We start from the raw sequence: 15,648 nt of genomic DNA, 5'->3' as shown, positions 1-15,648 counted from the left end.
ATTCGCCACTGACTCTCTATCGCTAACGTGCAGGTGTCCCGGCGTCACGCCGGGCTCACTTGTTCAGTTAACGTTTGGAGTTGTTGATGACCCTTCCCCGTATGTCTTCTCGTGTGCGCCTGGCCGTCAGTGGACTGGCCGTCGCGGCGGCGTTGAGCGCCTGTGCCAGCGCGCCGATACCGGAGCAGCAGATCACGCTGGCCAAGGATGCGGTCAACCGCGCGGTCTCGGCCGAGGCGACGCAATACGCGCCGCTGGAAATGAAGTCGGCGCAGGACAAGATGTTCCAGATGGAACGCGCCCTCGGTGAGAAACAGTACCCGCAGGCGAGGCTTCTGGCCGAGCAGATCGAGGCCGATGCCAACCTCGCCGAGCGCAAATCCCGCGCGGTGAAATGGCAGAAGCAATTGACCGACGCCCGCAGCGGCATCCAGGTGCTCAAGCAGGAAATGCTGCAAGACCCGGTCACCGGTTTCAACCCGCCCGCCACCGCTCAATAAGGACACGTCCATGCCGAATTTCAAACTGTTGCCGGTCGCCGGCCTGTTCGCCCTGATGCTCGCCGGTTGCGCCACGCCCCCTGAAAACCCGCAGCTGTTGCAGGCGCGCGCGCAATTTTCGGCGCTGCAAAACAAGCCCGAATCGAACACCCTGGCCGCGATTGAAACCAAGTCGGCGTTCACCGCGCTGAACGCCGCCGATCAGGCCTCATTGCAGGATCGCAAAGCGCCGCAGATCGACCAGCTAGCCTATCTGGCCAGCCAGAAAATCGCCCTCGCCGAACAGACCATCGCCGGTCGGCAGGCGGAAGCCGGGCTGAAGAAAATCGATGCCGAGCGCACTCAGGTGCAACTGGACGTGCGCACCCAGCAGTTGAAGGCGCTGCAAGCGCTGAAGGCCAAACCGACCGATCGCGGTCAGGTCGTGACATTTGGCGACGTGCTGTTCGACACCGGTAAAGCCGACTTGAAATACGGCAGCCAGCGGCAGTTCCAGCAATTGGCTGACTTCCTCAACAACAACCTGGAGCGCAAGGTCCGGGTCGAAGGTTTCACCGACGATGTCGGCAGCGAACAGGCCAATCAACTGCTGTCCGAGCGGCGTGCGGCGGCGGTGGCTACGGCGCTGACGCAGTTGGGCGTCGATCGCCAACGCATCCTGACCCAGGGCTACGGCGAGGAATACGCCGTAGCCGATAACGGCAGCGCGACCGGGCGTCAGCACAACCGCCGTGTCGAAGTGATTGTGTCGAACGGTGCCGAGGCGGTCGGCCTGCGTCGCTGAAGCTGAATCGTCATCCCGCGTTCTCGCAATGAGGCGCGGGTTCATCACGCTGTTCGAGCAGGAAATTTCCTACAAATTAAAGGAAATTTCCTGCTCTCTTCTTCCTCCCCGATCTCTAAATTCGCTACCTCATCACTGAGGTACGCACCCATGAAGACTGTCCCTGCGACGCGCCATCCTGCACTGATCCTGACCCCTCTGGCATTGGCTATCGTCATGTGGCTGCCCGTCTCGGCGCAGGCGTTCACGACAACGGTAAAAAACGGCGCTATCGTTGATGGCGAAACCGTCACGGCTGGTCAGCAGAGCATCGGCGCCCAAGGTACCGCCAACAACACGTTGATTGCCGTCAGCGGCACCCAGGCGGTGTTTCTTGGCGGTGTTTCGAACGATGCGACGGTCATGGGCCGGCAACTGGTGCAGAGCGGCGTGGCCAACCGCACCCAGGTCAGCGCCGGCGGATCACAAATGCTTTCCATCAAAAGCACGGCCAACGGCACGGTATTGAACGGCGGTGTGCAAGACGTGCAATCGAGCAACAGCCGCGCCAACCAGACAGTCATCAATCGCGGCGGAGTACAGACGGTGCAACTGTCCGGCCGCGCGGTGGACACGCAGATCAACGACGGTGGCGTGCAAGTGGTCACCGATCTGGGCATGGCCGACAACACTCGAGTGCTCAGCGGTGGTGAACAGCGTTTGACGGTTACCCGGTTCGGTGGTGCAGTCGCCACCGATACCCATATCGAGGGCGGTGTGCAGCGCGTGTATGCGCTTGGTACAGCCAACAACAGCACGGTCAGCCGGGGGGGCGAGGTCAATCTGTACACGGGTGCACAGGCCAATGGTCTGGTGGCCGAGGCGGGCGGTACCGTCAACATCATGGAGAACGGCGTGAAAACCGTGGATTCGTTGCGCCTTGACGGCGGTCGTCTGGCCTTCGCGCCCAATCACGATGGCACGTTCAAGACGTTTACGGTCAATGCGCTGTCCGGCAGCGGCAGCGTGTTGATGAACACCGACATCGCCAGTCAGCAGCATGATCTGCTGGTGGTGCAGGGCGCCGGTCAGGCCAATGGTGATCACACCTTGATCGTCGCTGACTCAGGGCATGAACCGGCCACGGCGGACGGGGGGTTGCTGTTGGTCGACACCCACGGTGGCAGCGCGAAGTTCGCCCTGTACCGTGGGCATGTCGATGCCGGTGCGTTCCGTTACACCTTGCAGCAGCAGGGCGATGACTGGCTCCTGGCCAGCGCGGGGGCGGTACCACCAGAGCTGGTCACGCCGGTAGCGCCTGTTATGCCCGTTGATCCGGGGGTGCCCGTCGATTCGGGAACCCCGGTGGCACCGGTCACGCCGGTCACGCCGGTAAATCCTGTGATTCCCGCTGATCCGGTCAAGCCACTGGACCCGATCACGCCGCCACGGCCGGTCGATCCGGCACCGGCGCATCTGTCCAAGGGAGCCAACGCGGCCATCGCCGCGCACACCGCTGGCGCCAGCCTCTGGGGCGCGCAAATGAATGCCTTGGTCAAACGCCTCGGCGAGCTGCGCATGGGCGAGGATGACGGCGGAATCTGGAGCCGTGCCATCGGCAAACGCCTGGAGGTCAGCGAACGCTCCAGCCGTGCCTACGCCCAGGACATCAGCGGCGTGGAGATCGGCGCCGACAAGGCGTTCGCGGTGGACGGCGGCAAGCTTTATGTCGGTGGCATGTTCGGCACTGCCCGCTCCGACCTGGATTTTGGCGAAGGCGCCAGCGGCAACATCGAGAGTCGCATGCTCGGTGTCTACGCCACCTGGCTCAACGACAACGGTGTGTATGTCGACAGCGTGTTGAAGTACAGCCGTTTCGATAACGAGATCAAGACGCCGACCAATCTCGGTCAGGCGGTGAAGGGTTCTTACAACAGCAACGGCATCGGCGTGAATGTTGAAGTCGGCAAACGCATCAAATTGCGCGATGGCTGGTTCGTCGAGCCGCAAGTGGAGCTGACGGCGACCCGCACTGAGGGCGCGAGTTACACCGCCAGCAACGGGCTGCGGGTCAAGACCGACGACCTCGACTCGCTGCAGAGCCGCGTCGGCGCGATGTTCGGCCGCAGCCTCACGCTGGGCAACGGCATGCAGGCCCAGCCCTATGTAAAAGCGTCTTACATCACCGAGCACAAAGGCAGCAGCCAGGTCAGTGTTAACGGCAACCGCTTTGATGCCGAACTGCCCGGCAGCCGTGTCGAACTCGGTTTCGGCGGCGTGTTGCAGCTCAGCGAGCGCAGCAAGGTCTCGCTGGATGCCGAGTACGCCAAGGGCAATGGTATCGAGCAGCCGTTCGGTGTAAGTGTCGGTTATCGCTACCTCTGGTAGTGCACGGCCGCCACCTCGGCCGGCGCCGACGTGGCGTTTACCCGTAGGGCGCTCGGAGAAATCCCGGTGTCTTTTCAGATCCGTCCTACATGCTCCGGCGACTTATTTGCCTAGTGTGGGTTCTCGCGCGAGCTAGTGCGGTAACTTTTCCTCTGACAGCCGATACCAATGACCTACAAATGCTGGCGAATCCTGATAGCCGAAGAGCAGCCCCTGCTGCAACTCAGGGTCGGGCAATGTCTCAGAACGCTGGGCTACCGTGCGCTGACACCGGTGCGCTCGTTCCGCGAGCTGTTGGGCATGACCCATTACTCGTGCGAGCCCTTCGAGCATTTCGATCTGCTGTTGATCAACGGCGAACTGCTGGCGGCCGCGGGAATCGATCCGGTGGGTTTTTTTGTCAGCAATTCGCAGATCCGGCATGGCGTGATCTACGACGCACGACGCGGTCAGCCCCGCGCCGAATCGATCTACGCCAATCAACGACGCCAGTTGAGCCTGATCCATACGCCGGACCGCCGAACCCTGGTACCTCTGTTGGAGCAGCTCAATGGCCAGGCAATTTTCCGAGGTAACCGAGATGTTCACTGACCAATCGATCACTGCCGGGTCCGATCTGCCGCTGCGGGTCCTGGTCCTTGAAGACCAACCTTTCCAGCGCTCCGTCGCGGTCAAGATGTTGCGTGGCCTCGGTTGTCGCGAAGTTTTCGAGGCGAGTGACGGCGCCCAGGCGCTGGCGTTGCTCGACTCAGTCGGCAGCGTCGATGTCGCCCTGTGCGACCTGCAGATGGAGGGCATGGACGGTCTGGAATTTCTGCAACGGGTCGGGGCGTCCGCCCAGGTCAGGTCGGTGATCATCAGCAGTTCGTTATCGGTGGATTTGCGCCGTGCCGTGCAGCAGATGGTGGCATTGCTCGGCCTTGATCTGCTAGGCGACGTCGGCAAGCCGCTGCACCAGGACGTGCTCGCGGATCTGTTGCGCAAGTTCGTCGCCAGGCCTGTCGTGCCTATGCCCGTTGCGGCGGCGCCGACGCTGGCCAGCGAGTCCGAGGTGCGTCAGGCGTTGGCCAGTCAGCAGTTGCATGCCTGGTATCAGCCCAAGTTCAACCTTCGCAGCGGTGAAATCTGTGGTGTTGAAGTGTTGTGTCGCTGGCTGCACCCGGCGCGCGGCATCCTTTCGCCGGCGCTGTTCATGCCGGTGCTCGAGCGCTGCGGTTTGCTCGATGAGTTGCTGTTCGCTCAGGTTGAACAGGCCTTGGCCGTGCAACGTAGCGCCCGCGAACAAGGTTTTATGTTGAACATGGCGTTCAATCTGCAGGCGGTGCAGCTGGCCAATGCCGAGTTGACCGGCAGTCTCAAAAGCCTGTTGGCCGGGCAGGGGGCTTGCGGCGCGGGCCTGACGTTCGAACTGACTGAAAGTGGCTTGCTCGAAGCCCCGGCCACCAGCCTCGAAAGTCTGGTGCGCCTGCGCATGATGGGCTGTCGGTTATCGATCGATGATTTTGGTGCAGGGTTCTCATCCTTGCAGCGCCTGTGTCAGTTGCCCTTCAACGAGATCAAGCTCGACGCCGATTTTGTCCGCAACCTTGCCCATGAACCGCGTTGCCGCGCCGCTATCAGCAGCACCCTGGCGTTGGGCGAAACCCTGGGCATGAGCGTGGTGATCGAAGGCATCGAGACCGATGCGCAGCGCCGCGAACTGCTGGCACTGGGCTGCACGCAAGGCCAGGGTTACTGGTATGCGCGACCGATGGCTGGGGCAGATCTGCTGGTGTGGCTGCGACAGCGCCGCGCCCGCACAGCCTCGGATAAATGACTGCTTTTTTAGGAAAAGTCCTACAGAGCCCGGTACGGGCGATTGCGTAGCCTTGCCGCACCCAGAAACCCTGGAGGGAGAATGACCATGATCAACAAAGCCCTGCGAATCCTGATCGCCGATACTCAGCATTTTCACCGGATGAAAATCGAGCGCCTGTTCAACAGCCTCGATTATTACCGCGTGGCTCCGGTGCAAAGCCTTGCCGAGCTGTTGACGCTGGTCGACTACGGTTGCGAGCCGTTCGATGCGGTCGTCATCAATGCCGATCTGGCGGGTCCGCTCGACCTGCTGGGTTTGTTCCTCGATAACCCGCAGGTGCGGCAGGCAATGATCTACAACGAACGCACGGCGCCGTTGCAGTGCGCTGCAGGCTTCGCTCAGGACAACGTGCAGATCAGCCCGCTGGCCCTGCCGAGCCTGCAGTCGGTCGAGCAGCTGATGGCGTTGATCGATCCGCCCGCCAACCGGCGCGAGACGTTGCTCGTGCAGCCATTTGCGGCGGTGCGCAGGGCAGCTCATGCATAAAAGTTCAATGCGCACAACTGTCAGACCTGACAGGTGATTTACCCATCGTTCCGTGTAACAGTCCCGGCGCAGCCACTGAGTCCGGATCCGCCCACACCGGTGCGCTGTTCGTCCGGCTTTGCACTGGGAGTGGCCATGAAGTCAGCGCTGATCGTCGACGATCATCCGGTGGTGCGTGCCGCCATCCGGATCGTACTGCAAGCTGAAGGATTCAAAACGATTCACGAGGCTTCCCAGGGCAACGAGGTGCTGGCGCTGATTCGTGAACATCAGCCGCAACTGGTGATCCTCGATATAAACTTGCCGGGACTTGGCGGGCTTGAGGTGCTGGCGCGGATCAAGGCCAATAACCTGCCTTGCCGCGTACTGGTTTTCAGTACCCACGATCCGTTGTTCTATCAGGAGCGCTGTCTGCGCGCCGGGGCCATGGCGTATGTGACCAAGACCAATCAGTTGCAGCAGTTGCACAAAGCCATTCAGGCACTGATGTCCGGTTACACGTATTTTGCCGCGCTGTCGGATAACGCCAGCGTGCTGAATGCGGTGCAAACCACCGAGAAGGAAATGATCGATCAGCTCTCCAACCGTGAGCTGATCATTCTCGAGCAATTGGGGCACGGCAAGTCCAACAAGTCGATTGCCGAGGGCATGCACCTGAGCCACAAGACCGTCAGCACTTATAAAACACGGCTGATGAAAAAAATCGGAGTCTGTTCACCGATGCTCTTGCGCGATTTCGCCAAGCGCAATCATCTCATCTGAGCGCGCGATCATGTGCCAGGGAGGCTGGATCGTCGGGCTGTGGCTGAGCCTGACTGCGTTGTGCGCGGCGAGTGAGCCACCGCAGGTGCTGCAAGTGCTGACCCGGACTGGCCTGGAAAATGTCCAGTTGCGCCTCGACGCCCAGGACCGGCAATGGCTGCGTCAGCACCCGCTGTTGCGCATGGGCATTTCCGGGCCGGATTACCCGCCATTCGAACTGACCCGCAACCAGCATGAACTCGAAGGATTGACCGCCGATTACGCTGATCTGTTGGCGCAGTTGCTCGGGGTCCGCATCGAGGTGCGCCGGTTTACCGACCGGGAGGCGTTGATGGCCGCGCTCAAACGTGGCGAGCTCGATCTGCTCGGCACCTCCAACAGCTTCGAAATCGCCGATCCGGCCTTTGTGTTGTCTCGGCCGTACGCCGAAGATCAACCGATGCTGGTCACTCGCTTCGACGAGCAATTGCCGGCCGATCTTGCCGGCAAACGCCTGGCGATGGTCGAGGACTATTTGCCGCTGGCGACCGTGCGGAGCTTTTATCCGCAGGCTCAGGTGCAGCGTTACCCGTCGGCGATGGACGCACTCGGTGCGGTGGCATTCGGCGCGGACGACGTGTATCTCGGTGATGTCATCAGTGCCAACTACCTGATCAACACCAATTATCGCAACGACTTGCAACTGGCCGGGCCGTCAGGCCTGGACGCCAATGCGTTCGGCTTCGCCCTGCTGCGCAGTGATGCGCGCCTCAAGCGCATCGTCGATGTGGCACTGGCGGCCATACCCATGGAGCGCCGACAACGCATCGAACAGCGTTGGAGCGCCGGTCTGGCGGAAATGGCGGAGCAATCGCGGGTACAACTCAGCGCCAGCGAACAGGCCTGGCTCGACCAGCACCCGGTGGTGCGAGTCGGCGCTATCGAAGATTTCGCGCCGCTGACGTTTTTCGATTCCGACGGCCGTCTCAGCGGGCTCACGGCGCAATTGCTGAGCCTGATCAGCCAGCGCAGCGGGCTCAACTTCGAGATCGTGCGCGGAACCTCGCTGGACCGTCAGATCGAACAGCTCAAGGCCGGCGAACTGGACTTGCTGCCGGTGGTAACGCCGAGCAGCGAGCGCGAAACCGAGCTGCAATTCACTCGCGCCTACCTGAACAATCCGTTCGTGCTGGTCAGCGCAAGCGCCTGGCAGGGGCCGCTCCCGCTGGACGAACTGGCGGGCAAGCGGCTGGCTATCTACCGCGGTCATCCGTTGCGCAGTTATCTGTTGGCTCGTGTGCCGCGCTTGCGTCTGGTCGAAACCGCGAGCCCGGCCGACGGCATGGCAATGATTCTCAAGGGCCAGGTCGACGTCACGGTGAGTTCGTTGGTGGTGGCGCGTTTTCTGATTGGCCGCCATTACCGCGAACGGCTGCGCATTACCGGCACAGTCGGCGATCAACCGGCGCGCATTGCCTTGGCGACCGCACCACAAATGCCGGCGCTGCATTCGATCCTGAACAAGGCGCTGTTGAGCATCGCCCCGCAGCAGATGGACGAACTGATCGAGCGCTGGAGCCATGAGGTGGTGGTCGATGACAGTTACTGGCTGCGCCATCGCCACGAAATTCTCCTCGGTTTTGCGGCAGCGGCGCTGCTGTTGGCACTGGCGTTGGGCTGGATCGTCTGGCAGCGCCGCCAGCTGCGCCGCCGCCAGCAATGGCTGCAGCAATTGCAGGACGCCAAGGATGCGGCGGACGATGCCAATCGCGCCAAGACCACGTTTCTGGCGACCATGAGCCATGAAATCCGCACGCCGATGAACGCCTTGATCGGCATGCTCGAACTGGCCTTGAAACGCGCGGAGGAGGGCGTGACCGATCGTTTGGCGATACAGGTGGCGTCCAACGCCGGGCAACAATTATTGGCGCTGATCGGCGACATACTCGATATCGCGCGGATCGAGACCGGGAATCTGTCCCTCGCGCCCGAACGCGCCAACCTGCGTGAACTGGTGCTCTCGGTGTGTCGGGTCTTCGAAGGGCTGGCGCGGCAGAAGCACCTGCTGTGGCATCTGCAACTCGATACCGGCAGTAATGTCGACGTGCTGATCGACCCGACACGTTTCAAGCAGGTGCTGTCGAACCTGCTGAGCAACGCGATCAAGTTCACTGACGAGGGCGAAGTCTGTCTGCATCTGACAGTGAGCGCCGCAACGGCCGAGCACTTGGCGGTGAAGGTGCTGATCGAAGACAGCGGCGTGGGAATCAGCTATGCGGACCGTAGACGGTTGTTCAGCCCGTTCGTACAGGCGAGCAATCACGCGCAATCGGCACGCAGCGGTTCCGGGCTGGGCCTGGTGATCAGCCGCAACCTGTGCGAGATGATGGGGGGCACGCTGCGACTGGACAGCGTACTCGGTGAAGGCACGCAGGTGGAAGTCAGCCTCGAATTGCCGCGGCTGGCGGCGCTTGCGCAAGCCTCTTCGGCTCCCGTCGCGGTTGTCACAGCGGCGCGTTCGCTCAATGTGCTGGTGGTTGATGATCATCCGGTCAACCGTTTGCTGCTGTGCTGGCAACTGAGTGAACTGGGCCATCGGACGGTAGACACCGACAACGGCGACGACGCACTGCAGCGCTGGCGGACGCAGGCGTTCGAGGTGGTGATTACCGACTGCAACATGCCGCGGCGCAATGGCTATCAGCTCGCGCGGGCGATTCGTGAGGAAGAAATGCGGGCCGAACGCACACCGTGCCTGCTGCTCGGCTTCACCGCCAATGCACAGGCCGAGGAACGTGCTCGCTGTCTGGCCGCCGGCATGGACGATTGCCTGTTCAAGCCTATCCGCTTGCACGATCTGGCACAGGCATTGGCCCCAGCCAGCCACTGCGCCATGCCGGCGGATCACGTTGCAACGGCTGCGCTGGTGGAAATCGACTTGAGCACGCTGGAGCAAATGGCCGGTAATGACCGCAACTTGATCGAACGTCTGCGTGAGGAAGTGCTGAGCAGCTTGCACGTGGATCGACAACGGTTGGCGGTATTGCAGAATGACCGCGACCGCGCCGGGTTGCGCGAGCTGGCGCATCACATCAAGGGCGGCGCGCAAATGGTCGGCGCGTCGCGGGTGGTGGCAGCCTGTGTAGCACTCGAGCAGGCCTGCGCTGACGGGCAAGCGCCGCTGTCGGGCACGGCAATCGAGGCGTTGCGCGAGGCCATGGACAGCCTCGCGCAACGTCTGCAAGCCTGACTGAGCCGTTTCGGTTGTTGTGGGAGCCAGCCTGCTGGCGATCGCAGCACCGCAGATTCTGTTGGGAGGCCACTGTTCCTCTGATGGGACGCTGAAGCTGGTTTTCGCCATCTAGTCCGATACTGGTCTGGCGGTTAGGATTAATCCAATGCTTTTATACAGATTGGAGTTCCCATGAAAAACCTTATCGGTATCTACACCAGCCCGCGCGGCCATTGGGTTGGCGATGGTTTTCCGGTGCGCACGCTGTTTTCCTACGACAACCTGGGCAAACACATCAGCCCGTTCCTGCTGCTCGATCATGCCGGCCCGGCCGAATTCACGCCGACCACGGAACAACGCGGCGTGGGCCAGCATCCGCATCGCGGTTTTGAAACCGTGACGATCGTTTACGACGGCGAAGTGCAGCACCGCGATTCGACCGGCAGTGGCGGGCTGATCGGCCCCGGCGATGTGCAGTGGATGACGGCTGCGTCGGGCATCCTGCATGAAGAGTTTCACTCGGAAAACTTCGCCAGAACCGGTGGCAAACTGGAAATGGTTCAGTTGTGGGTCAACTTGCCCGCCAAGGACAAGATGGCTGCGCCGGGGTATCAGACCATTCTCGACCGTGACATTCCGCGCATCGCGCTCAAGGACAACGCTGGCAGCCTGCGTTTGATTGCGGGTGAGTTCGGGGGGCATAAAGGCCCGTCACGTACTTTTACCCCTATTGATGTTTGGGATTTGCGGCTTAACGCTGGCAGGTTGGTGACGTTTGATCTGCACGATGGCCGCAATACCGCGTTGGTGGTGTTGAAGGGCTCGGTGCGGGTCAATGATGGGGAATCGGCGTCTGTCGGGCAGTTGGTGTTGTTCGAGCGCGCGGGGCGGGCGGTGTCGCTTGAGGCGGCTGAGGATGCGGTGGTGTTGCTGCTCAGCGGCGAGCCGATCGATGAGCCGATTGTCGGGCATGGTCCGTTTGTGATGAATTCGGAGGAGGAGATTCATCAGGCGTTTGTTGATTTTCAGTCGGGGCGGTTTGGGCGGATGCGGGGTTGAGGCCGCGCTGAAGCACTGTGGGAGCGAGCCTGCTCGCGAAGGCTTTTTTCCAGGCGCTGGTTTTTTGTTTTGTGTACATATCCGTTGCTGCGGGTGTGGCTTCTGGCGGTTTCGCCCTTACGGCGAGGCACTTTTTCCAGACGCCGAAAAAGTACCCAAAAAGGCTTGCTCCTGCGTTCGGCCCTCGCAGGCTCGGGTCCCTTCGCTGCGGGATCGATCCGGGCGCAGCGGCTACGGTTTGCTTCGCTGCACCTCCTTCCGCTGTGTCTGGCTGCGCCAGACGGTCGCTGCGCTCCCACGCCCGGAGCAATCCCTCCGCTCAGCCTTCCGATGTCGCTGGTTAGGCAAGATCAAGATCAAGGGCACTCGAGCTAACGCTCATTGTTGAGTGGTTAGAGGCGGGTGGTTGGCTTGGGATTTTCGGTGGATTCGCCCCTCACCCCAGCCCTCTCCCCCTGGAGAGGGAGCCGATTTGTGTTGGCTTTGAAGTTTGGGTTCGACTCGGTATTGCGCGTCGGCGTATTTCTCGAATTCGTCGAGGTCAATCCCCTCTCCCTCCGGGAGAGGGCCAGGGTGAGGGGCTTTTGATTTTCAGGATGATTTCAAGCATTACTCAGCCTCCAGATGTCGCCGGTTAGGCAAGATCAAGGGCACTCGAGCTAACGCTCATTGTTGAGTGGTTAGAAGCGGTTGTTCGGCTTGGGATTTGCGGTGGATTCGCCCCTCACCCCAGCCCTCTCCCCGAGGAGAGGGAGCCGATTTGTGGGCCGTTCAAAACCTGAGTTCGACCCGATATTCCAGGTCAGCGTATATCGCACATCCACCAAGGTCAGTCCCCTCTCCCTCCGGGAGAGGGCTAGGGTGAGGGGCTTTTGATTTTCAAGCATCACTCAACCTCCGGACGTCACGGCTGTACCGAGATCAAAACTGCACCGAAATCATTTGCTCCTACACTGTGCCAATCTGTGCGATCTTTTCGCGATTGGCCTTCGTCGGAGTTGTTTGATGCTGTCTCTGCTGACCGAACATCCGCTGTTTTGCGCGTTCATCCTGATCCTGCTCGATCTTGGTCTGTGGCGGTTGATCAGTTCTCGTGGCAGTGAGTGGAAGCTGTTGGTGCGGGTGCTGATTTTTGCCTTGTTCAGCGTGTTGCTGTTCAACGAAGGGCTCAATCCGATGGAGCCGGCGCCGTGGGCCGAGAATGTGCCGCTGCACCTGGCAGCGACCGGGTTGCAGATCGGTTGGTGGCTGTTCGGTGCGCGGACGCTGACGGTGTTGATCGGTGCGGTGATGATGCAACGGGTCGGGCATACCGGGCGGCTGTTGCAGGATCTGCTCGGGGCGGTGATCTTTCTGGTTGCGATCATTGCGGCGCTGGCCTATGTGCTCGATCTGCCGGTCAAAGGTGTGTTGGCGACCTCTGGTGCGTTGGCGATCATCGTTGGCCTGGCGTTGCAGAGCACGCTCAGCGATGTGTTCTCCGGGATCGTCCTCAATACCACCAAGCCTTATCAACTGGATGACTGGATTTCCATCGACGGCACCGAGGGCCGGGTGACCGATATCGATTGGCGCGCCACGCGTCTGCAAACCAGCCAGGGCAGCATGGCTGTGATACCCAACTCGCTGGCGGCCAAAGCCAAGATCATCAACTTCAGCCGGCCGAGCAATATGTTCGGCGTTGCGGTGAGTGTGCAGGTCAGCCCGCATGCGCGACCCAGTGCGGTGATCGAGGCGCTGGAACGGGCGATGCAGGGTTGTCGGCAATTACTCGACACGCCGGCACCGAGCGTGGCGCTGAAGAGCTCTGCCAGCGCTGGCGCGGAGTACGAGATCAGCGGTTTCGTCGCGTCGATGGGCGAGAAGCGCGTGGTGCGCAATCAGCTGTTCGATCTGGCGTATCGGCATTTGCAGGCGTCCGGGGTCAGTCTGCTGTCGAGCAACGAAACCAGCGCCGCGCCGCATTTGTCGCGGCAGCGGGCGTTGCTCGACAGTTCGCCAATTTTCTCGACCCTGCGCGAGGAGGAGAAGGACACCTTCAGCCAGAACATGAGCCTGCAGACCTTCCGCGCCGGCGAGATCATTCTGGCGGGCGGGGAGGTCAGCGATCATTTGTTCATTATCGAGTCCGGGGTAGTCTCGGTGACATTGAAGCGCCACGGCACTACGTTCGAATCCGGACGCATGGGCCCCGGCGAGGTGATCGGCGAAGCGGGGATCCTGTCTGACACCGCGCTGCCAGCGGATTTTTCGGCGAAGACTTTCTGCGCCTTGTACCGCATTGAAAAGTCCTATCTGAAACCTTGTCTGGATGCCCGCCACGACATCCACGACGCAATGCAGGCCTTGCTCGATTTCCGCCTGCACAAGGCGCAAGCGCTGACCGAGGAAACCCCGGTGATTGCGCCCAAACGCGGCTTCCTGCAATGGCTGCGCAATCGCACCTGAGGTCACCGCTGTTATCGAATGCAACCTGCGCGGCGCTCTCAGGGTCACTATTGGCATACCCACTGGCCGGAGTTGCAGACGATGAAAAACCTGCGGATCGCCACCTTCAACGTCAACGGCATGCGTGCGCGGCTGCCGAATCTGCTGGAATGGCTCAAGCGCGAGCAACCGGACATCGTTTGCCTGCAAGAGCTCAAATCGGTGGACAGCGCCTTTCCCGCCGCCGAGCTGGAAGCTGCCGGTTATGGCGCGATCTGGCAGGGCCAGGCGTCGTGGAACGGCGTGGCGATTCTGGCACGTGATGCGCAGCCGCTGGAGAGTCGCCGCGGGCTGCCGGGCGACCCCGATGACGCGCAGAGCCGCTACATCGAAGCGGCGGTGCACGGCGTGCTGGTCGGGTGTCTGTATCTGCCCAACGGCAACCCGCAACCAGGGCCAAAATTCGATTACAAACTGGCGTGGTTCGAACGGCTGATCACCTACGCCAAAGACCTGCAAAGCGGCGATCATCCGGTGGTACTGGCCGGCGATTACAACGTCGTGCCCACCGACATGGACATCTACAACACGCGCTCATGGCTAAAAGATGCCTTGCTGCAACCCGAGAGCCGCGAGTGCTACCAACGGCTGCTCGATCAAGGCTGGACCGATTCGCTGCGTCATTTGTATCCCGAGGAGCGCATTTATACCTTCTGGGATTACTTTCGCCAGCATTGGCAGACCAACTCCGGCCTGCGCATCGATCATCTGCTGCTCAACCCGGCGCTGAGCCCGTATCTGCATGATGCCGGGGTAGACGCCTGGGTGCGTAACGAGCCGCATGCCAGCGACCATGCCCCCACGTGGATTCGCATTGGCTCGCGGAAGAAGCGCTGATGGCGATTGGCGAAATCAATTGTCGAAAAGTGCGCCCGATCCGTATACATGGCGAGCAGCAACGCAGTGATCTGCGGCCTCCCTGCATAAGGACCGAGCAATGAGTGCGCCACGCCTGAAGAATTTGAAACTGTACCTGCAACGCCTGGGGTTCGATTCACCGCCGCCCGCGACGCTGGAGACGCTGCGCCAGTTGCAGTTGCGCCATACCGGGGTTTTTTCTTTCGAAAATCTGGCGACCATCACCGGCGCGCCAGTGCTGATCGATCTGCCGTCCATTGAACAGAAAATCCTGCTCGGTGGTCGCGGCGGTTATTGCTACGAACTCAATCATCTGTTCTTCGCGCTGTTGCTGGAATTGGGCTTTGACGCACGGGCGATCAGCGGGCGCGTGGTGATGAATCAGCCCGAAGGCAGCTGGACGGCACGCACCCATCGTTTGAGCCTGGTGACAATCGACGGCGAGCGCTACATCACTGACGTCGGCTTCGGCGGCATGGTGCCCACCGCACCGTTGCTGCTCGACACCGAAGCCGAACAAGCGACCCCGCATGAACCCTATCGCTTCGAACAACAGGCCGATGGCTACTTGCTCCGCGCCAACGTGGCCGATGAGTGGCGGCCGATGTACCTGTTCGACCTGCAACGTCAGGAGGACATCGATTACACCGTCGGCAACTGGTACGTCTCGACGCACCCGCAATCACCGTTCACTCAGCGGCTGATGGTTGCCCGTACTGGCGATGGCTGGCGCAAGACGCTGAACAATGGCTTCTTCGCTATCCATCACATGGGCGCGGAGAGTGAGCGGCGCGAGGTGGCCGAGGTCGATGAGTTGCTCGATGTGCTGCAACGCGAGTTTGACCTTCACGTCTCTGAATTGCCGGGTGTCCACCAGGCGCTGGCGCGGGTAATGGCGCCTGTCTCGGCCTAGGGTTTGACGTCCGGTTCGAGCACGCGACGGATTTCGCCGATCGCTGCCGAGAGTTTCCTTTCCAGGCTTTTGAGGTCGGTGGCCGTGATGCCTTTTTTGAATTGCCCGCTCAGGCCCGAATCATCAGGCGGTTGGCGGGCAGTTTCGAGAAGGGCGTGGCGCAGCGTGTTGTTGATGACCGTCTGATAGCCGAACCCCTCATTCTCCGCGGCGGTACGCGCCGCTTCGATCACCGCGTCATCCAGCATGATGGTGATGCGCGTCTTGCCTTTGTTGGGCGCCACTGCGCCGCGTTTGCCCGCGGAAAAATCATATTCGTCTTGCATGGTTCAAGCCTCCTGAAAAAAGGCACGTCGTTCGCTC

At 61.2% G+C, this 15,648-nt stretch carries 13 protein-coding genes; 12 read left to right on the top strand and 1 reads right to left on the bottom strand.

Annotation, left to right across the window (positions count from 1 at the left end; genetic code table 11):
• Nucleotides 1-86: 86 nt before the first annotated feature.
• From V6F91_RS00565 to V6F91_RS00510, 12 genes are all read left to right on the top strand, one after another.
• Nucleotides 87-500: a DUF4398 domain-containing protein gene (locus V6F91_RS00565; protein WP_332761545.1), complete on the top strand. Its 414-nt coding sequence runs from the start codon at nucleotides 87-89 to the stop codon at nucleotides 498-500.
• A gap of 10 nt (nucleotides 501-510) precedes the next feature.
• Entirely contained in the window at nucleotides 511-1,284 is a 774-nt protein-coding gene (locus V6F91_RS00560; protein ID WP_332761544.1) for an OmpA family protein, read from the top strand.
• 150 nt (nucleotides 1,285-1,434) lie between these two features.
• Complete coding sequence (locus V6F91_RS00555) at nucleotides 1,435-3,651, top strand: autotransporter outer membrane beta-barrel domain-containing protein (RefSeq protein ID WP_332761542.1); 2,217 nt, start codon at nucleotides 1,435-1,437, stop codon at nucleotides 3,649-3,651.
• A 168-nt stretch (nucleotides 3,652-3,819) separates the two neighbouring features.
• Nucleotides 3,820-4,242: a hypothetical protein gene (locus V6F91_RS00550; RefSeq protein ID WP_332761541.1), complete on the top strand. Its 423-nt coding sequence runs from the start codon at nucleotides 3,820-3,822 to the stop codon at nucleotides 4,240-4,242.
• Nucleotides 4,232-5,467 (top strand): EAL domain-containing response regulator, encoded by a 1,236-nt coding sequence (locus V6F91_RS00545; protein ID WP_332761540.1) that lies wholly within the window; start codon nucleotides 4,232-4,234, stop codon nucleotides 5,465-5,467. The genes V6F91_RS00550 and V6F91_RS00545 overlap by 11 nt, the downstream gene beginning before the upstream one ends.
• An 87-nt stretch (nucleotides 5,468-5,554) precedes the next feature.
• Entirely contained in the window at nucleotides 5,555-5,995 is a 441-nt protein-coding gene (locus tag V6F91_RS00540; protein WP_332761539.1) for a chemotaxis protein CheY, read from the top strand.
• Between the two features lie 135 nt (nucleotides 5,996-6,130).
• The gene (locus V6F91_RS00535) at nucleotides 6,131-6,757 is read left to right on the top strand and encodes a response regulator transcription factor (protein WP_332761538.1); all 627 of its coding nucleotides are present in this window, start codon (nucleotides 6,131-6,133) and stop codon (nucleotides 6,755-6,757) included.
• Between the two features lie 10 nt (nucleotides 6,758-6,767).
• Complete coding sequence (locus V6F91_RS00530) at nucleotides 6,768-9,986, top strand: transporter substrate-binding domain-containing protein (protein WP_332761537.1); 3,219 nt, start codon at nucleotides 6,768-6,770, stop codon at nucleotides 9,984-9,986.
• Between the two features lie 174 nt (nucleotides 9,987-10,160).
• Nucleotides 10,161-11,027, top strand: a complete 867-nt coding sequence (locus V6F91_RS00525) for a pirin family protein (protein ID WP_332761536.1) — start codon at nucleotides 10,161-10,163, stop codon at nucleotides 11,025-11,027.
• A gap of 1,005 nt (nucleotides 11,028-12,032) precedes the next feature.
• A complete protein-coding gene (locus V6F91_RS00520) occupies nucleotides 12,033-13,475 on the top strand; it encodes a mechanosensitive ion channel family protein (protein WP_332761534.1) in 1,443 nt (480 codons plus the stop codon).
• Nucleotides 13,476-13,556: 81 nt separating this feature from the next.
• Nucleotides 13,557-14,351: an exodeoxyribonuclease III gene (gene xth, locus V6F91_RS00515; protein ID WP_332761533.1), complete on the top strand. Its 795-nt coding sequence runs from the start codon at nucleotides 13,557-13,559 to the stop codon at nucleotides 14,349-14,351.
• A gap of 100 nt (nucleotides 14,352-14,451) precedes the next feature.
• Entirely contained in the window at nucleotides 14,452-15,285 is an 834-nt protein-coding gene (locus V6F91_RS00510) for an arylamine N-acetyltransferase (RefSeq protein WP_332761531.1), read from the top strand.
• On the opposite strand, the gene V6F91_RS00505 is transcribed toward V6F91_RS00510, so the two are convergent.
• On the bottom strand, nucleotides 15,282-15,611 hold the full coding sequence (locus V6F91_RS00505) for a BrnA antitoxin family protein (RefSeq protein ID WP_332761530.1): 330 nt from the start codon (nucleotides 15,609-15,611) through the stop codon (nucleotides 15,282-15,284). The two genes, V6F91_RS00510 and V6F91_RS00505, sit on opposite strands and share 4 nt — an antisense overlap.
• Between the last annotated feature and the right edge of the window lie 37 nt (nucleotides 15,612-15,648).

The organism is Pseudomonas koreensis (genome assembly GCF_036668835.1).
In the GTDB taxonomy this organism is placed as follows: Bacteria; Pseudomonadota; Gammaproteobacteria; order Pseudomonadales; family Pseudomonadaceae; genus Aquipseudomonas; species Aquipseudomonas koreensis_I.
Note: the sequence above shows the minus strand (reverse complement) of the source record. Positions and strands in the feature narration are given on the sequence as shown.